We start from the raw sequence: 17,406 nt of genomic DNA on the forward strand, positions 1-17,406 counted from the left end.
CAACGTCCGCCGGAGGGCCCGGCCCTCGTCGTCGGCGATGCGGGTCACGATCCGGCAGCCGCCGCCTGCAGGACGCTCTTCCGGCGGCGGAGCCCGACCAGGCCCCGGGCCATCTGCGCGACGTCCGACGGGGAGATGCGGCTGGCGTGCGCGCGGTGCTCGTCGCTGAGCCGGACCGGCAGCTCGACCGGCCGGATCCCGGCGAGCTCGACCGCGTAGTCGAGTTCCGTCGTGAACAGGAAGCCGGTTTCGGTGAGATGCCCGGCCAGGTTGCGCAGCAGCACTCCGTCCACGATGAACGTGCCCTGCGGATCACCCGTCCGGGTGCCCAGGATCGCGCGCCGCAGCAGCGCGAAACCGCGGGTCATCACGACCCGGCCGACTCCGCGGTCGATCCGGGAGTCGGGATGCGCCTTGGAGCCGATCAGCACCCGGGGCCCGCCGCGGCCGTCCGCGGGGTGCTTCTCGGCGCCGTCGATGTCGTCGAAGCCGAACGGCAGGTCGTCGGCGGTGAGCAGCACCCGCGCACCGGTCGAGGCCAACGCCCCGACCCGCAGCGCGTTCCCCATGCCCTTGTCACTGGTCAGCGGGACGAACGACACGGTCGGGTCGCTCCAGCCGTCGGCCAGCTCGCGGCACAGCCGCGCGGTGTCGTCGGTCGAACCGTTCTCCACGACGATGATCTCGACCCTGCGGCCGGCGAAGTGGTCGGCGAAGCGCCGCACCGTGGCCTCGAGCACCGCGGCCGAGTTGTAGGCCGGGATCACCACCGACAGCTCGGCGTCGAATCCGCCGGAAGGTGCCGGTGACGCAGCCACGCACCCACCCCCATTCGCCCGATTTCGCTACAAAGTCGCGGCGAATACTACGCTCCGGTCAACGAGGTGGCGGTGTCGCCATCGACCCGACCGACGAAGGCGCACCGTGAAATCTGATCTGCCCCTCGCGCAACGAGTGCTGCCACCAACACTTCTCGCGGTCGCGGTGGCCCTGGCAGCAGCGATCCCGGCCGTGTCCAACCGCTGGTTCTACTACTGGGACGACAGCGCCGCCGCCTTCGCACCGGGTTGGCACACGATCGGCGAACGCATCCTGTCCGGGTCGTGGCCCACGCTCGTGCCCCAGCTGTGGGCGGGCGGCAACATCACCGCGGAGGCGCTGTACGGCACCTACAACCCGGTGCTGCTCGGTGAGTCCGTGCTGATCGCACTCGTGCCGAATCTCGCCGTCGGCATGACCCTGGTGAAGATGCAGTTCATGGCCCTGCTCGCGGTCGGCGTCTACCTCGTCGCCCGGCAGTACGGGGCCAGCCGCTCGATGGCGTTCGTCGCCGGATTCGCGATGCCGTTCGCCGGGTACACGCTGTACTTCGACGCGTCCAGCTGGGCGTCGGGACTGATCGCCTTCGCCTGGATCCCGCACGTGTGGTGGTCGACGCGGGCCAGCGCGCTGGGGCGGGTCAACCCGCTGGTGCCGATCGCGTTCGGTGCCCTCGCGATGACGACCGGCAACCCCTACGGCGCGGTGGGGGTCGCGGTCGTCTACCTCGCCGTGATCGCCGAGTGTGTCGCGATCCGCCGTTTCCGGGGCATCCGGTCCCTGGTGGTGAGCGGCGTCTCGATCCTGCTGCTGTCGCTGATCGTCTACCTGCCGCTGCTGTTCACCACCGACGTCTCGGTCCGCACGCAGTCGGGGGTGCGCAACGACGGCGCGTTGCGGCCCGACCTCGGGGACCTGGTCAACGCCAGCGCTCCGTCGCACCTGCCGTTCGTGACGGCCTTCGGCCACCCCTCGATGACGGTGCCGATCGCGTACCTGGCGTGGTTCCTGATCCCGCTCGCCCCGTGGATCCGCTGGTCCGCGCTGCGGAACCTCGGCCGATCCGGTGTGTCGCTGATCGTGTTCGGCGCGCTCTACGCGGTGCTGCTGCTGGGCCCGTCGAACCTGTGGCTGTTCCGCTGGCCGGCCCGGCTGATCGAGTACGGCCAACTCCCGGTGCTGGTCGCGGTCGCGGTGGCGCTGTCGCCCGGACTGCACCGCAGCCGCTGGCAGCTGCGGTCCGCACTCACCGCCGCACTGCTCGTGCTCGGCTTCTACCTCTCGTGGTCGAGCGTGCCGGACGAGGCACTGACCCACCTGGCGGCACTGGGCGTCGCGGCCGCGCTGTGCTCCGTGGCGATCGTCGTCGCCCGGCAGTGGCCCCGCGCCCTGGCCGCGGTGCTCGTCGCCGGCGGTGTCCTCGTGCTGACGATGCAGACGAATCTGTGGTTCACCGGCAACGACAACGTCACCGCCTGGAAGTTCCCCCGGCAGGTCGCGTTCCTCCAGGACAAGTTCGCCGGCCGCTACCCCGGCACCACCTTCGCGATCGGCGACCCGGAGAACATCGCGGAGAACGACCCCACCGGACAGTGGGGCGACATCCTGTTCGGCAGCACCTGGCAGCCGGCCGGGGTCGACGCCGTCAACAGCTACGCCGGGATCAGCTACAACGACTTCGTCGAGGCCCTCTGCCTCAACTACTACGGCGGCGTGAAGTGCCCGGACGCGGTCGACCGGCTGCTGATCAAGTCCCCCGGCACCGGAACCTCGTGGCTGGACGCGATGCGCATCGCGACGGTCGTCGTGCAGAACAGCGGGCCGTACGGCGCCGAGCACGCTCTCGACTCCCTGCCCGCCGCGGACTGGGCCGTCACCCCCGAGCACGGGGTCACGGTCGGACGGCGGATCACCCCGCTGCCCTGGCCCGACGGCCGGCTGTCCGCGACGACTCCCGGGCTCGAGGTCGGCGCCGACGTCGCGGCGACCGACACCCGGGAGACCGTGCGCTACACCGGTTCGGGCACCGCGACCTTCGCCCTGCTGGCCTGGCCGGGCTGGACCGCGACCGTGGACGGCCGCGCGGTGCCGACCCAGGCGAGCGAGGGCGGGCTGCTGCAGGTGCAGCTGCCGCCGTCGGCCGCCGAGGGCTCCACCCTGACGATCTCGTTCGCCCCGCCCGGCAGCGCGCTCGGGTGGACGCTGGTCGGCGTGGGCGCCGTGCTCGCGGTGCTGCAGGGCGTCGCCTACGAGGTGACCCGGCGCCGCCGGACGGGCACCGACGAGGGCGCCCCGACCTCCGACGACGAACCGGCCGCCGAGGGTGCGCCGGGCCGGCCGGTGTCGGCTACTCCGCCGCCGACTCGGTGACCTGGTGCACCGCGAGGTGCGCGGGCAGGATCGCCCGACGCTCGGCGTCGATGTCCGCCCCGTCGGCGAGCAGGCCGACGAAGTGCGTGAGCTGCGCGGCGAGGGGCTCCTCGCTGTACCGGATCGACGGGATCTCGATGACGGTCTGCTGCTGGTAGCCGTCCCGGTCCACCGGCTGGGACTGGTCGATGTGCCGGTAGATCGTGATGTCCTTGCGCAGCAGGTCGATCTCGATCAGCCGGTCCACCTCCGCGAGGGAGATCTGGCGGATCTTGCGCTGGCTGACCCGGCTCGCCGAGATGGTCGCCACCGACCCGGAGGCGAACCGCAGCACCGCGTCCGCGGAGTCCTCCGCGTTGTTCTCCACCGACGTCGGGTGGAAGTACCCGAACACGCCCTTCGACAGCTCCGGCTCGGAACCGATGAACTGGATCGCCAGGTCCACGTCGTGGATCAGCAGGTCGGTGGCCACGCCGGTGGTGATCCGGGGGACGAACGGCGAGTGACGGATGCCGGTCACCTGCACGACCTCGCCGACGAACTCGCGGGCGGTCCGCACCGCCGGGTTGAACCGCTCGAGCAACCCGCAGACGAGCGGCACCGCGGCCGCCTCCGCCCGCTTCACCAGGTCCTCGCTCTGCTCGTACGTCGCGGCCAACGGCTTCTCCACCAGCACCGGCTTGCCGAGGTCGAGCACCCGGCCCGCGACCTCGTAGTGCGCGGGCGTGGCCGCGGCGACGACCACCGCGTCGATGCCGTCGAGGTCGTCGAAGTCGGGCGCCCAGGCGGTGCCGAAGCGTTCCGCGACGGCCCGGCCCTGTTCCTCGCGAGGCTCGACCAGCATCGCGAGCTCGCAGTGCGGCGACTGCGCGATGACCCGGGCGTGCAGCGAACCCATCTGGCCCGACCCGATCAGGGCGATCCTCGGCTGTGCGTTCGTCATCTCAGGCCTCCATGGCGCCGCGAACGGCATCGATGATCCGGTCGACGTCCCCGGCGGAGAGTCGAGCGTGCACGGGAATGCTCAGGCAGCGGGCCGCGACCGAGGTCGCGACCGGGGTGTCCTCGATGACCACCCGCGGATGGCTGCGGTAGCAGTCGTAGTCGTAGGCGGTCTTCGGGTAGTAGATGCCGCTGCCGACCTCGCGCTCGGTCAGCCGGTCCGCGAGGGTGTCGCGGTCGATCGGCGCGTTCTCGTCGAGGAGGACGGTGAACTGGTGCCACACGTGTCCGCGACCGGCGAGTTCGGTCGGCAGGGTGAGGCCGGCGACGTCCTTCAGCCCGGTGCGCAGCGCCTCCGCATTGCGCCGCCGGGCCTCGACCTGCTGCAGGTAGGAGCCGAGCTGCGGCAACGCGAGGCTCGCCTGCAGGTCGGTCATGCGGTAGTTGTGCCCCACCATCTCGTACACGTACCGCTGCCGCATGCCCTGGTTGCGCAGCACCCGCAGCCGGTCGGCCAGCGCGTCGTCGTCGGTGGTGATCATGCCGCCCTCGGCGGTGGTCAGGTTCTTCGTGGCGTAGAAGGAGAAGCAGCCGACACCGAAGGTCCCGACCCCCTTGCCGTCGAGGGTGGCGCCGTGCGCCTGAGCGGCGTCCTCGACCACGGCGAGGTCGTGCCGCCGCGCCAGCGGCATCAGCTCGCCCATGTCCGCGGCCTGGCCGTACAGGTGCACCGGCATCAGCACCCGGGTGCGGTCGGTGATCCGGTCGGCGACGACGGCGGGGTCGATGTTGAAGTCGTCCTCGCGGATGTCCGCGAAACGGGCGGTGGCGCCGGCCTCGAGGATCGCGTTGAGCGTCGCCACGAACGTGAACGGCGTGGTGAGCACCTCGTCGCCCGGCTGCAGATCCTGCACCTGGAGCGCCGCGACCAGGGCGGTCGTGCCGTTGTTGACGGCGACCGCGTGCCGGGCGCCGACCAGCGCCGCGAACTCGTCCTCGAGGCGCTTGACCTTCGGGCCCTGGGCCACGATTCCCGACCGCAGGGTGTCGAGTACCTCCCGTTCGACGTCCTCTCCGAACGAGATGCTCGAGATGCCAATCACTGGTAACCCTCCGATAGATTCATTCGCCGGTCCGCCCCGAACTCACAGGTGGCAACCGACTGAGCGTAACGAAACCGCCATCGACGCCCGAAAGGATGCGAACGACACCCATGTCGACAGGTCGCAACTGCCACATCCACCCCACCGCCCTCATCGGCGACGGAGTGGTCATCGGCGACGGTGTCACCGTCGGGCCGCACGCCGTCCTGACCGGGCCGCTCACGATCGGTGACCGGTGCTGGATCGGCGCCGGCGCCGTCCTCGGCGCCCCGCCGGAGATCCTCGGCGCCGCGCACCCGGAGACCTGGGACGAGCAGTCCCCGCACCGCGGCGTCGTCATCGGCCCCGACACCACCATCCGCGAGCTGAGCACCGTGCACCAGGGCAGCGAACGGGTGACCACGGTGGGTGCGGGCTGCTTCCTGATGAACCGTGTCGCGGTCGAACACGACGTCCAGATCGGTGACCGCTGCGTGCTGTCCGCCGGGGCCACGTTCGCCGGCCACGTCAGTGTCGGTGCCGGTGCGAACATCGGCATGCACACGGTGGTCCACCAGCGGCGGGTGATCGGCGACGGCGTCATGGCCGGCATGGGGACGGTCGTCGTCAAGGACGTGCCGCCGTTCGCGAAGGTGTTCGGCAATCCCGTGCGGATGCGCGGCGCCAACCGGGTCGGCATGAGCCGGTCCGGTTTCGGGGAGACCGAGGTCGAGGCGATCGCGTCGCCGTACGAGGCGGGCCGGATGCCGACCGCGGCCGAGCTGCCGGCCGCGACCACCGCCGCGTTCGACTGGTGGCGTTCCCGCGCGCAGCGGCCGCTGATGGTGTAGGGGCGCCGTCACCGGCTGTTATCGTCACTTCCGCGTCGACATGTCGTGTGAGGGGAGGATCCGCCGATGAGTGCCGTGTCCGAACCGGCCCCCGCGACCGACGACGAGGCCCCCGAACCCCCCGCCCCGACCGGTGTCCGCGCCGTCCTGGCGAACGTCCTCCGGGCGCTCGTCACCCTGGCGATCGTGGCCGGGATCGTGTTCGCGGTCCGCACCCAGTGGTCCGCCGTCAAGGACACGATCACCGAGCTCAGCTGGTGGGCGCTGCTCGCCTCGGCGCTGTTCGTCTTCCTCGGCATGGGCGCCGCCGTCCGGGCCTGGCAACACGCCCTCGGCGCACTCGAACAGCCGATCCCCGCGTTCGACGCCGCCCGCTGCTACCTCGTCGGGCAGCTCGGCAAGTACCTGCCGGGCAGCGTGTGGGCGTTCGTCCTGCAGACCGAGCTGGTGCGGCGGGCCGGCGTGTCCCGGGCCGCCGGTTTCATCACCGTCCTGGTGACGGTCGGTCTGAGCACCACCTCGGCGCTGGTGGTCGGCCTGCTCGGACTGCCCGCCCTGTTCCAGGTCAGCACCGCCGCGGCGATCGCGGTGATCGTGCTCGTCCCCATCGCCCTGCTCTGTGCCTACCCGCCGGTGCTGACCCGGCTGGTGAACCTGGCGCTGCGGATCCTGCGCCGCGAACCGCTGCACCGGCCGCTGACGATGCACAAGATCGCGCTCGCGCTCGGCTGGTGCGCGGTGAGCTGGGTGCTCTACGGGGTGCACCTGTGGCTGCTCGCGTCGAGCGTCGCGGGATTCGAGTTCGGCGGGCTGATCGAATGCGTCGGTGCGATCGCGCTCGGTATGTGCGCGGGCGTGCTGGTGTTCGTGGTCCCCTCCGGTCTCGGCGTGCGCGAGGCCGTGGTCGTCGCCGCCCTGTCCCCGTTCATGGATCCGGGGGTGGCGCTGGGCCTGGCGCTCGCCTCCCGGCTCGTGTTCACCCTGTGCGAGGTGTTCGCCGGCGTGGTCGCCGCGACGGCCGGATCCCGGGTGCTGCGGAACGCCCTGGTGCACGAGCACTCGCGCGTCCCGCGCCCGAGCGAGGCGTGACGTCAGTTCCAGTTGATGCCGGTCGAGCCGATTCCCACCGACCCGATCCCGGTGAGCATCGACCCCTCCATCAGTGATCCGGTGTTCGCGGACCCGGTGTTCGAGGAGCCGGTGTTGACCGATCCGACGTTGGTCGACCCGGTGTTCGCCGATCCGAGGTTCAGGTTTCCGGTGTTGGCCGACCCGGCGTTGCCCGTACCGGTGTTCGCCGACCCCACGTTTCCGGATCCGGTGTTCGCCGACCCGACATTGCCCGACCCGGTGTTCGAGGAACCGACGTTGCCGGAGCCGGTGTTCTGCGAGCCGACGTTGTTGGATCCGGTGTTCTCCGGACCGACGTTGAACGACCCGGTGTTGTTCTGTCCGACGTTGTTGGAGCCGACCGCGCTCGCCGTGCTCGACGACCCGAGACCCGAGGAGCCGAGCCCGAGGCTCCCCGCCACGTCGCGGCACGGCAGCACCGCACCCGGCACCGCCACCTGGACCAGCACCGCGACGTCGGACAGGCCGAGCGGCGCGCAGGCGTGCACGGCGGCGGCAGGGCTGAGCGAGCCGGTGTCGGCGTGGGCCGTCCCGGCCGCACCGAGACCGAGCACCGCGATCGCCGAGCAGGTGACCAGCGTGCCGGTGGATCTCCGAAACGTGACAACTGCCATGGAGCGCTCCTCGATTCGAGCGAACTCTCGGTGAAATCCGGTCCTGCGGTCGTGACGGTACCGCCGTCGGTGCGCGTCCGCGCGGCGAATCGCCGAGATGTGGTCAGGCGTCCAGTCGTCGCTCGGCCGCCGAGTAGAACTCCTCGGTCGCCGCCTTGGCCGGCCGCCACCACGCCTCGTTGTCCCGGTACCAGGCGACCGTCGCCTCCAGTCCGGACCGGAAGTCCCGGTACCGCGGCGCCCACCCGAGCTCGGTGCGCAGCAGCGTCGAGTCGATCGCGTACCGCAGGTCGTGGCCCGGCCGGTCCGGGACGGCGTCGAAGTCGCCGCGGTCGCGGCCGAAGATCTCCAGCAGCAGCGCGACGACGGTCCGGTTGTCGACCTCGCCGTCGGCGCCGATCAGGTACGTCTGCCCGATCCGGCCGCGGTCGAGGACGTCCCACACCGCGCGGTTGTGGTCGTCGACGTGAATCCAGTCCCGGACGTTGCGACCGAGCCCGTACAACTTCGGCCGGTCGCCGTCGATCAGGTTCGTGATCTGCCGCGGGATGAACTTCTCGACGTGCTGGTAGGGGCCGTAGTTGTTGGAGCAGTTCGAGATCGTCGCGCGCACCCCGAACGAGCGCACCCACGCCCGCACGATCAGGTCGCTCGAGGCCTTCGTCGACGAGTACGGGCTCGACGGGTTGTAGGCGGTGGCCTCGGTGAACCGGGCCGGGTCGTCGAGCTCGAGGTCGCCGTACACCTCGTCGGTCGAGATGTGGTGGTAGCGCACGTCGTGGCGGCGCACCGCCTCGAGCAGCGCGCAGGTGCCGATGACGTTGGTCTCCACGAACGGCCACGGATCCGTCAGCGACTGGTCGTTGTGCGACTCGGCGGCGAAGTGCACCACCGCATCCGACGCGGCGACGAGCCGGTCGACGAGGTCGGGGTCGGTGATGTTGCCGTGCACGAAGTCGATCCGGTCCGCGACCGGGTCCAGGGACGCGCGGTTGCCGGCGTAGGTGAGGGCGTCGAGGACCGTGACCGCGACGTCGGGGCGCTCGGTCACGGTCTGCTGCACGAAGTTCGCGCCGATGAATCCGGCGCCGCCGGTGACCAGGAGCCTCATGTGGCGAACAGTACCGCCCGCCACCGAACCGACGCTCCTCCGCGGTTCTCCCACCCGGACCGGAATCGGGTTCTAGGCTCGACGTTGTCGGGTGGGCCGGCGATGGCCCCTCGGACACGACGGGCGGTGACGACATGACGTGGGCGTTGCCGACAATCGCCGCAGTGCTGCTCGTGTTCGCCGCGATCTCCGGCCGCGTCGAGGGCACTCCGATCACGGCTCCGATGATCTTCACCGGCAGTGGCCTGATCCTCGGCGCGAACGCGCTCCGGTTGATCGACGTGCACGCCGGCGCCGAGGTGGTCAAACTGCTTGCCGAGGTGACCCTCGCGCTGGTGCTGTTCTCCGACGCCTTCCGAGTGAACCTGCCCGCCCTTCGGACCGAGATCGCCCTCCCCGCCCGCCTCCTCGGCATCGGCCTGCCGCTGACCATCGCGGCCGGCTTCGCCGCCGCGCTCGTGCTCCTCGACCTCACCTGGCCGGAGGCGCTGCTGCTCGCGGTGATCCTCGCGCCGACCGATGCCGCCCTCGGGCAGGCCGTGGTGACGCTCCCGATCCTGCCGTCCCGGGTGCGCCAGGGTTTGAACGTCGAAAGCGGGCTCAACGACGGGATCTGCGTACCCGTGTTCCTCATCGTGCTCGCGATCGCGCAGGCCGAAGCGGGGGCCCTCGGCAGCGGCTCCGCCGCGATCCTGGTCACCGAACAGATCGGGTTCGGCACCCTCGCCGGTCTCCTGGCGGGGGCGATCGCCGCCGCGATTCTGGTCGTCGTCGCCCGTCGCCACCGGATCGACCCGCTGTGGGCGCAGACCATTCCGGTGACGGCGGCGGTGCTCGCCTACACCGTGGCCGTCCCCCTGGGCGGCTCCGGCTTCATCGCCGCGTTCGTCGGCGGACTGACCTTCGGCGCGATCCGCCACCGCGCCACCGACGTCCACGAGGCCGACGGTGCCGAAGGCGAGGCCGCCCTGCTGGACGGGGCGGGTGACCTGGCCAGCGCCGTGACGTTCATCGTCTTCGGTGCGGTGCTGCTCGGTCCCGCGCTCGGGCGGCTGTCCTGGGCGACGCTCGGCTATGCGGTGGTGAGCCTGACCGCCGTGCGGATGATTCCCGTCGCCCTGTCGCTGATCGGAACCCACCCACGCGTACCGACCGTTGCCTTCGTCGGCTGGTTCGGTCCGCGTGGCCTGGCCACCATCGTCTTCGTCATCCTCATCCTCGAGGAACCGGGCGACCTGCCCCACGAGGAGCTGCTGCTGACCACGGCGATCATCACCATCGCCCTCTCCGTTCTGGCCCACGGACTCAGTGCCGCACCACTCGCCGATCGCTACGCCACCTGGTTCCAGCGTCACCCCCGCGACGAGGACCGGCCGGCGCGGAGGACGAGTGGATGACGATTCCTGTCGTCGGGATCCGCGCGGAGCGCGTGCACCGGCCGCAGCGCGGGTCGCGCCGGAGGAGGAACAGCCGACGGCGACCTCGTTGCGCCCCGTCGTGAAACACTGCACTGCATGCGCGGAATCATTCTGGCTGGCGGCACGGGCAGCCGGCTGCACCCGATCACCCTCGGGGTGAGCAAGCAGCTGGTGCCCGTCTACGACAAGCCGATGATCTACTACCCGCTGTCGACGCTGATGCTGGCCGGGATCCGCGACATCCTGGTGATCACGACCCCGGAGGACGCCGACCAGTTCCGGCGGCTGCTCGGCGACGGCTCCCAGTTCGGTGTCTCCATCCGCTATGCGGCGCAACCGGAACCGAACGGTCTCGCGCAGGCGTTCGTGATCGGCGCCGACCACGTCGGGTCCGACACCGTCGCACTCGTGTTGGGCGACAACATCTTCTACGGCCCCGGGATCGGCACCCGGCTGGGCCGATTCCAATCCCTCGACGGCGGAGCCGTTTTCGCTTACCACGTGTCGGACCCGTCGGCATACGGCGTGATCGAGTTCGACGCCGACGGCCGCGCGATCTCCCTCGAGGAGAAGCCGAAGGCACCGCGCTCACAGTTCGCGGTGCCGGGCCTGTACTTCTACGACAACGACGTCGTCTCCATCGCCCGCGACCTGCGTCCGTCCGCGCGCGGCGAGTACGAGATCACCGACGTCAACCTCGCCTACCTCGACGCCGGGAGGTTGCACGTGGAGGTGCTGCCCCGCGGCACCGCCTGGCTGGACACCGGCACCTTCGACTCCCTGCTCGACGCGTCGAACTACGTCCGCACGATCGAGCAGCGGCAGGGCCTGAAGATCGGGGTCCCCGAGGAGGTGGCGTGGCGGTGCGGGTTCATCGACGACGACGCGCTGCGCACCCGGGCCGAAGGCCTGGTCAAGTCCGGATACGGCAACTACCTGCTCGACCTGCTCGAGCGCGGCAAGGACGGGTGACGTGGAGTTTCGTGAGCTGAGCATCCCCGGCGCGTGGGAGATCACCCCCCGGCAGTTCGGCGACGACCGCGGCGTGTTCCTCGAATGGTTCAAGGACTCCGCGTTCACCGCGGCCGTCGGGAGGCCGCTCGAGTTGCGGCAGGCGAACTGCTCGGTGTCCGCGGCCGGAGTGCTGCGCGGCGTGCACTTCACCGACACTCCGCCCGGGCAGGCCAAGTACGTGACCTGCGTGCGCGGCGCGTTCCTCGACGTGATCGTCGACCTGCGCGTCGGCTCCCCCACGTTCGGCCGGTGGGACTCGGTGCTGATCGACGACGTCGACCGCCGCGCCGTCTACCTGTCCGAGGGGCTCGGGCACGCGATTCTCTCGCTCGAGGACGCCTCGACGGTGATGTACCTGTGCTCGATCGAGTACACCCCGTCCCTCGACCGCGACCTGCACCCCCTCGACCCGGACCTCGGCATCGACTGGCCGACCGTCGGCCGCGACGGCCGCCCGCTCGAGTACCAGCTGTCCGACAAGGACGCGGCGGCGCCGTCGCTGGCGACGCTGACGGCCGACGGCGTGCTGCCGCGGTTCGGACGCTGACGCGGGACCGGGCACCGGCCGGCGCGGTCGGGCGCCGGGCTCCGCTGTCGGCGAAATCGGGCATGACCACGGCCGGCCCCGTGTTTCACCGAACATGGCCGGAGACGACGAAGCGATGGACGCCTACTCGACGGTGGTGACCGAGGTGGCCCGCCGGGTGCTGCCCAGCGTCGCGAGCCTGCGGGTGCGGCTGCCCCGCGGCACCGGCGCCGGCAGCGCGAGCGTGCTGACCGCCGACGGGTTCCTGCTGACCAGCGCCCACGTGGTGGCCGGCGCGTCCGGCGCCGAGGCGGCGTTCGGCGACGGCACCGAGGTGCGGGCGGACGTCGTCGGCCGGGACGTGCTGTCCGACCTCGCCGTGCTGCGCGCCCGCGGACCGGTGCCGCCCCCGCTGGACCACGGGGACGCGGCGCGCCTGCGGGTCGGTCAGCTGGTGGTCGCGGTCGGCAACCCGCTCGGCCTGGCGGGCAGCGTGACCGCCGGCATCGTCTCGGGTCTGGGTCGTTCCCTCCCCACCAGCGACGGACGCGTCGTCGACGAGGTGATCCAGACCGACGCGGCGCTGAACCCGGGCAACAGCGGCGGGGCGCTCGCCGACAGCGCGGGCCGCATGGTCGGGGTGAACACCGCGGTCGCCGGGATCGGCGTCGGACTGGCGGTCCCGATCAACGCCACCACCCGCCGGATCATCGCGACCCTGATGTCCACCGGTCGGGTGCGGCGGGCCTGGCTCGGCATCGCCGGCGCGCAGGCCCCGCTGCCCGCGGGGCTGGCCGAGCGGACCGGCCGCCGGACGGGGCTGCGGATCGCGCAGGTGGTCGCGGGCAGTCCCGCCGATCGGGCCGGGCTGCGCACCGGGGACGTCGTCGTCGCGGTGGGCGGCGCCGACGTCGCCACCGCCACCGCGCTGCAGTCGCTGATGATGGAGAACGCGATCGACCGCCCGGTGGAGATCACCGTGTGGCGTTCCGGCGCACTCGTCGACGTGATCGCCGAACCCCGCGAGCTCAAGCACAGCGAGTAGCCCCGGACTCCTTCGGATGCGGAATAACCGGGGACCGGAGTAGGTTGGACCGTGCGACAGCGTCCGGGCATACCCCGGGTACCACATTAAAATCGTCGCCGCGAGCGACCACTTGCCGAGAGGCGATATGGCGGGCGTTGTCGCACTCGAAGCCGTCGGCACTCCGGTGCCGGCGGCTTCACCCTTCTTCCGACCGCCCCGGCCCCGCGGTCGTTCGCCCTGGACGTCACGGCGAGTCGTCCGCAACACGGAACGCACATCGATCGGCGCGGGCGACCGCACCACACGCCCTGTCCCGACGCAGTAGGTTCGGTGCACACGACGGCGCCAACGCGAGATGCAGGTCGATGACGAGCAGTGCACGGGAACGGACCCGACGACGACGGCACCCGGTGCTGCGCGCGGCCGTCGTCCTCCTCGCACTCCTCGTACTCGTGCTCGTCGGCCACCGGCTGACACCCGGCCACCTCCCCCAGAGCGCGCCCCCGCCCGCCGCCGTGCCCACCACACAGGCACCCGTCCCGCTCGACCCGGCGACGCTCACGGCGCGGACCGTTCCGACCCTCGTCACGCTGTCCGCGACCGCCGGCCCGCTGACCACCGCCGGCACCGGCATCCTGCTCAGCCCCGACGGCCTGGTCCTGACCAATCACCACGTCATCGACGGCGCCGACGACGTCAACGCGGTCGCGATGGCCACCGGCGCCGGCTACGACGCCGAGGTCCTCGGCTACGACCGGTTCCGCGACGTCGCGGTCCTGAAACTCGTCGGCGCCGACACCCTGCCGGTCGCGCAACTCGGCCGCTCGGCCGACCTGCACCTGCGCGACCCCGTCACCGCGATCGGCAACGCCGACGGCGGCGGGGTCCCGCTGCCTGCGCCCGGGGTCGTCACCGGCCTGGGCGAGTCGGTGGTCGCGCGCAACGCCGGCGTCGGCACCCGCAACCGGCTGACCGGGATGATCGAGGTCGACGCGGACATCCGGCCCGGCGACTCGGGCGGACCGCTCGTCGACGCCTACGGCCGCGTCGTCGGCGTCAGCACCGCCGGCAACACCGGGATGCGCCCCGACCCCACCGATCGGGCCACCGGCACCCCGGTCCCCATCGAGTCCTATGCACTGCCGATCGACGACGCCGTCGCGATCGCCGACCAGATCCGGGGCGGCCGCGCCTCGGACACCGTCCACATCGGCCCCACCCCGCTGCTCGGTGTCGCGGTCACCGACGTCGGGCAGACACAGGACGGCGCGAAGGTGGTCGCGGTCGGCGCGCGAAGCCCCGCCGAGCAGGTCGGGATCATGCGCGGCGACGTCATCGTCAGCTGGGACGGCCGGCCGATCCGCTCGCAGACGGACCTGACCGTCGAGATGACCGCCCGGCACCCCGGCGACCGGGTCGAACTCGGGTGGGTGGACGCGGCGGGGCAGCGTCACACCGCCGCGCTGGTGCTCACGACCGGGAAACCGTAGGGCGCGCCCCGGCTCAGCGGATCTTGAAGATCACCGCGCGCTGCACGACGAAGTTGATGACCGTCGCGGTGCCCTGCGCGATGACGAACGCCAGCGGCACCTTCCACCAGGTGTCCGGGAACGCCTGGTACATGACCTGGTTCAGCCCGACCTGGACGGCGAAGGTGATCGCGTACAGCACCACGACCGCGACGAACCGGGCCCGGCTCGGCTCGGCCTGGAACGTCCAGCGCCGGTTGATGACGTAGGCGGTGGTGGTGCCGCAGATGAAGCTGATCGACTTGGCCACCGCGACCGGCAGGCCGAGCGCCATGCCGAGCACGTACAGGCTGAAATCGACGACCGCGGACAGCCCGCCGGTGAGGACGAACCGGACGATCTGCGTCTTGAGGTCGACGTCGGTGCCTCCCGGCTCGTCGATCAGCGGCAACTCGACGGGCAGCGGCAGGTGCGGTTCGGGGGCGGGCGCGGTTCCGGACACGCAGTAGAGGGTAGGCGACGGCCCGGATCCGCCGCCTCGAGCGTGCGGTTGCCGGAGGATCACCCGACCGGTGGCGATCCTCACCCGGGCCCTTCGTGCAGGGAGTTGTCCCCGGTGCGCACCCGGCGACCGGCCGGAGACCAGGCACGCCGACCCGACCGGCGGGTAGCCTCTACCCCGATGTCCACGACAGCAGAAGAGGCCCCCGCGGCACCGCGGCCTCTGCACACCCAGACCCGAACCCTCACCGGATGGGGGCGCACCGCGCCCACCACCGCCGAGGTGCTCTCCACGCCCGACGTCGAGGTGATCGCATCCGCGGTCGCCCAGGTCGCCGAGCAGAACGAGAGCAAGCCTTCGCACCTGCGCCGCGGCGTCATCGCCCGCGGCCTCGGCCGTTCCTACGGCGACCCGGCCCAGAACGCGGGCGGCCTGGTCATCGACATGAATGCGCTCAACCGGATCCATCGGATCGACCGGGACACCGGGCTCGTCGAGGTCGACGCCGGTGTGAATCTGGACCAGCTGATGAAGGCGGCGCTGCCGTTCGGGCTGTGGGTCCCGGTGCTGCCGGGTACCCGGCAGGTCACGATCGGCGGCGCGATCGGTTCCGACATCCACGGCAAGAACCACCACAGCGCCGGCAGCTTCGGCAACCACGTGGTGTCGCTGGACCTGCTGACCGCGGACGGCAAGGTCCGGACGCTGACGCCGAAGGGCGGACGGCAGGACCCGAAGGGCGCGCTGTTCTGGGCGACGGTCGGCGGCATGGGCCTGACCGGCATCATCCTCAAGGCCACGATCAAGATGACGCCGACCGAGACGGCGTACTTCATCGCGGACAGCGTGCGCACGACCGGGCTGGACGAGACGATCGCGCTGCACAGCGACGGCTCCGAGGAGAACTACGACTACTCGTCCGCGTGGTTCGACGCGATCTCCGCGCCGCCGAAGCTCGGCCGCGCCGCCGTGTCCCGCGGGTCGCTGGCGAAGCTGGACCAGTTGCCGGCGAAGCTGCAGAAGGATCCGCTGCGGTTCAACGCCAAGCCGCTGGTCACGTTCCCGGACATCTTTCCGAACGGCCTCGCCAACAAGGTCGACTTCACGATCGTCGGCGAGCTGTACTACCGGAAGACGAAGAACGCCACCGGCCAGGTCCAGAACCTGACGGCGTTCTACCACCCGCTCGACCTGTTCGGGGAGTGGAACCGCGCCTACGGCTCGAAGGGCTTCCTGCAGTACCAGTTCGTGGTCCCGCCGGAGGCCGTCGACGAGTTCAAGAAGATCATCGTCGACATCCAGCGCTCCGGGCACTACTCGTTCCTCAACGTGTTCAAGCTGTTCGGCGAGGGCAACCAGGCCCCGCTCAGCTTCCCGATGCGGGGCTGGAACGTCTGCGTCGACTTCCCGATCAAGGCGGGCCTGAACGAGTTCGTCACCGAACTCGACAGGCGCGTCCTCGAATTCGGTGGCCGGCTCTACACCGCGAAGGACTCGCGCACCACCGCCGAGACCTTCCACGCGATGTACCCGCGCATCGACGAGTGGATCGCCACCCGCCGCAAGTACGACCCCACAGGCGTTTTCGCCTCCGACATGTCCAGAAGGCTGGAGCTGCACTGATGATCAACGCCGTGGGTAACCCCCAGACCCTGCTGCTGCTCGGTGGCACCTCCGAGATCGGCCTCGCGATCTGCGAGGAGTACCTGCGCAAGGCGCCGATGCGGGTGGTCCTGGCCACCCTGCCCGGTGACCGGCTGCGCGAGGACGCGGTCGCGCAGATGAAGGCCGCCGGCGCCACCGAGGTCGACGTCGTCGACTTCGACGCGCTCGACACCGACTCGCACCCCAAGGTGATCGACCAGGCGTGGGCGAAGGGCGATGTCGACGTCGCGATCGTCGCGTTCGCCCTCGACGCCGATGCCGAGGAGCTGTGGCAGAACCAGCGCAAGGCCGTGCTGGTGGCGAACGTGAACTACACCGCCGCGGTCTCGGTCGGCGTGCTCGTCGGCGAGAAGATGAAGGCGCAGGGCTTCGGCCGGATCATCGCGATGTCGTCGGTGGCGGGCGAGCGGGTCAAGCGCGCCAACTTCGTCTACGGCTCCACCAAGGCCGGCCTCGACGGCTTCTACCTCGGCCTCGGCGAGGCCCTGGCCGAGTTCGGCCCGCGGGTGACGGTCGTCCGCCCCGGGATGGTGCGCACCCAGTTCAGCGCGCACGTCAAGGAAGCCCCGCTGACCGTGAACAAGGAGGACGTCGCCAAGCTCGCGGTGTCGGCCTCCGACGGCGGCAAGGAGATCGTCTGGGCACCCGGACCGTTCCGCTACGTGATGATGATCCTGCGGCACGTCCCGCGCGCGATCTTCCGCAAGCTCCCGGTGTGATCGGCTCCGCTGCCCGTGAGTGAATTTCACCCCCACCAGGGTGAACCTCACTCACCGTGCGCAGCGCCCTAGACTCCGACTTCGTGACGACGACGACCGCCAGCCCCGTCTCCCCCGACCCGGTGCGGCCCGCCCGCCGGGCCCTG

16 protein-coding genes are annotated in these 17,406 nt (G+C 71.0%); 10 read left to right on the forward strand and 6 right to left on the reverse strand.

Annotated features, from left to right (window positions below; all coding sequences use genetic code 11):
* Positions 1 to 44: 44 nt before the first annotated feature.
* Positions 45 to 818, reverse strand: a complete 774-nt coding sequence (locus tag ABD951_RS23015) for a glycosyltransferase (RefSeq protein WP_345350828.1) — start codon at positions 816 to 818, stop codon at positions 45 to 47.
* A 106-nt stretch (positions 819 to 924) separates the two neighbouring features.
* On the opposite strand from ABD951_RS23015, the gene ABD951_RS23020 reads away from it, so the two are divergent.
* On the forward strand, positions 925 to 3,189 hold the full coding sequence (locus ABD951_RS23020; protein WP_345350831.1) for a hypothetical protein: 2,265 nt from the start codon (positions 925 to 927) through the stop codon (positions 3,187 to 3,189).
* Here the strand turns inward: ABD951_RS23020 and ABD951_RS23025 are convergent.
* Positions 3,167 to 4,132, reverse strand: a complete 966-nt coding sequence (locus ABD951_RS23025) for a Gfo/Idh/MocA family protein (protein ID WP_345350834.1) — start codon at positions 4,130 to 4,132, stop codon at positions 3,167 to 3,169. The genes ABD951_RS23020 and ABD951_RS23025 overlap by 23 nt on opposite strands.
* A gap of 1 nt (position 4,133) precedes the next feature.
* Positions 4,134 to 5,234: a DegT/DnrJ/EryC1/StrS family aminotransferase gene (locus tag ABD951_RS23030; protein WP_345350837.1), complete on the reverse strand. Its 1,101-nt coding sequence runs from the start codon at positions 5,232 to 5,234 to the stop codon at positions 4,134 to 4,136.
* Positions 5,235 to 5,344: 110 nt separating this feature from the next.
* Between ABD951_RS23030 and ABD951_RS23035 the strand changes: the two genes are divergently transcribed.
* On the forward strand, positions 5,345 to 6,064 hold the full coding sequence (locus ABD951_RS23035) for an acyl-ACP--UDP-N- acetylglucosamine O-acyltransferase (protein WP_345350840.1): 720 nt from the start codon (positions 5,345 to 5,347) through the stop codon (positions 6,062 to 6,064).
* Between the two features lie 66 nt (positions 6,065 to 6,130).
* Positions 6,131 to 7,153, forward strand: a complete 1,023-nt coding sequence (locus ABD951_RS23040) for a lysylphosphatidylglycerol synthase transmembrane domain-containing protein (RefSeq protein ID WP_345350842.1) — start codon at positions 6,131 to 6,133, stop codon at positions 7,151 to 7,153.
* 2 nt (positions 7,154 to 7,155) lie between these two features.
* Here ABD951_RS23040 and ABD951_RS23045 read toward each other — a convergent pair whose 3' ends face one another.
* Both ABD951_RS23045 and rfbB read right to left on the reverse strand, forming a co-directional pair.
* Positions 7,156 to 7,809, reverse strand: coding sequence for a hypothetical protein (locus ABD951_RS23045; protein WP_345350845.1), 654 nt, complete (start codon positions 7,807 to 7,809; stop codon positions 7,156 to 7,158).
* Positions 7,810 to 7,912: 103 nt separating this feature from the next.
* On the reverse strand, positions 7,913 to 8,920 hold the full coding sequence (gene rfbB, locus ABD951_RS23050) for a dTDP-glucose 4,6-dehydratase (protein WP_345350848.1): 1,008 nt from the start codon (positions 8,918 to 8,920) through the stop codon (positions 7,913 to 7,915).
* Between the two features lie 134 nt (positions 8,921 to 9,054).
* On the opposite strand from rfbB, the gene ABD951_RS23055 reads away from it, so the two are divergent.
* The 5 genes from ABD951_RS23055 to ABD951_RS23075 all read left to right on the forward strand — a co-directional run bounded on the left by ABD951_RS23055 (position 9,055) and on the right by ABD951_RS23075 (position 14,395).
* Positions 9,055 to 10,317 (forward strand): cation:proton antiporter, encoded by a 1,263-nt coding sequence (locus ABD951_RS23055; protein ID WP_345350851.1) that lies wholly within the window; start codon positions 9,055 to 9,057, stop codon positions 10,315 to 10,317.
* A 117-nt stretch (positions 10,318 to 10,434) separates the two neighbouring features.
* Entirely contained in the window at positions 10,435 to 11,310 is an 876-nt protein-coding gene (gene rfbA, locus ABD951_RS23060; protein ID WP_345350854.1) for a glucose-1-phosphate thymidylyltransferase RfbA, read from the forward strand.
* A gap of 1 nt (position 11,311) precedes the next feature.
* A complete protein-coding gene (locus ABD951_RS23065; protein WP_345350857.1) occupies positions 11,312 to 11,899 on the forward strand; it encodes a dTDP-4-dehydrorhamnose 3,5-epimerase family protein in 588 nt (195 codons plus the stop codon).
* A gap of 94 nt (positions 11,900 to 11,993) precedes the next feature.
* The gene (locus ABD951_RS23070) at positions 11,994 to 12,923 is read left to right on the forward strand and encodes a S1C family serine protease (protein ID WP_345350860.1); all 930 of its coding nucleotides are present in this window, start codon (positions 11,994 to 11,996) and stop codon (positions 12,921 to 12,923) included.
* A 347-nt stretch (positions 12,924 to 13,270) separates the two neighbouring features.
* Positions 13,271 to 14,395 (forward strand): S1C family serine protease, encoded by a 1,125-nt coding sequence (locus ABD951_RS23075; protein WP_345350863.1) that lies wholly within the window; start codon positions 13,271 to 13,273, stop codon positions 14,393 to 14,395.
* 13 nt (positions 14,396 to 14,408) lie between these two features.
* Here the strand turns inward: ABD951_RS23075 and ABD951_RS23080 are convergent, their stop codons facing one another.
* Entirely contained in the window at positions 14,409 to 14,876 is a 468-nt protein-coding gene (locus ABD951_RS23080; RefSeq protein ID WP_345350866.1) for a GtrA family protein, read from the reverse strand.
* Between the two features lie 180 nt (positions 14,877 to 15,056).
* Here ABD951_RS23080 and dprE1 point away from each other — a divergent pair, with 180 nt between their 5' ends.
* Positions 15,057 to 16,499, forward strand: a complete 1,443-nt coding sequence (dprE1, locus tag ABD951_RS23085; protein ID WP_345350869.1) for a decaprenylphosphoryl-beta-D-ribose oxidase — start codon at positions 15,057 to 15,059, stop codon at positions 16,497 to 16,499.
* A complete protein-coding gene (dprE2, locus tag ABD951_RS23090; RefSeq protein WP_345350872.1) occupies positions 16,499 to 17,260 on the forward strand; it encodes a decaprenylphospho-beta-D-erythro-pentofuranosid-2-ulose 2-reductase in 762 nt (253 codons plus the stop codon). The genes dprE1 and dprE2 overlap by 1 nt, the downstream gene beginning before the upstream one ends.
* Positions 17,261 to 17,406 lie beyond the last annotated feature (146 nt).

The sequence above is a fragment of the Rhodococcus olei genome (assembly GCF_039540555.1).
GTDB classification, from domain to species: Bacteria; Actinomycetota; Actinomycetes; order Mycobacteriales; family Mycobacteriaceae; genus Rhodococcus_G; species Rhodococcus_G olei.

Bases quoted from the DNA above. Each gene is read 5' to 3' on its own strand.
- ABD951_RS23025 (WP_345350834.1), bottom strand. From the start codon at position 4,132: ATGACGAACGCACAGCCGAGGATCGCCCTGATCGGGTCGGGCCAGATG.
- ABD951_RS23035 (WP_345350840.1), top strand. From the start codon at position 5,345: ATGTCGACAGGTCGCAACTGCCACATCCACCCCACCGCCCTCATCGGC.
- ABD951_RS23040 (WP_345350842.1), top strand. From the start codon at position 6,131: ATGAGTGCCGTGTCCGAACCGGCCCCCGCGACCGACGACGAGGCCCCC.
- ABD951_RS23045 (WP_345350845.1), bottom strand. From the start codon at position 7,809: ATGGCAGTTGTCACGTTTCGGAGATCCACCGGCACGCTGGTCACCTGC.
- rfbB (WP_345350848.1), bottom strand. From the start codon at position 8,920: ATGAGGCTCCTGGTCACCGGCGGCGCCGGATTCATCGGCGCGAACTTC.
- ABD951_RS23055 (WP_345350851.1), top strand. From the start codon at position 9,055: ATGACGTGGGCGTTGCCGACAATCGCCGCAGTGCTGCTCGTGTTCGCC.
- rfbA (WP_345350854.1), top strand. From the start codon at position 10,435: ATGCGCGGAATCATTCTGGCTGGCGGCACGGGCAGCCGGCTGCACCCG.
- ABD951_RS23070 (WP_345350860.1), top strand. From the start codon at position 11,994: ATGGCCGGAGACGACGAAGCGATGGACGCCTACTCGACGGTGGTGACC.
- ABD951_RS23075 (WP_345350863.1), top strand. From the start codon at position 13,271: ATGACGAGCAGTGCACGGGAACGGACCCGACGACGACGGCACCCGGTG.
- dprE1 (WP_345350869.1), top strand. From the start codon at position 15,057: ATGTCCACGACAGCAGAAGAGGCCCCCGCGGCACCGCGGCCTCTGCAC.
- dprE2 (WP_345350872.1), top strand. From the start codon at position 16,499: ATGATCAACGCCGTGGGTAACCCCCAGACCCTGCTGCTGCTCGGTGGC.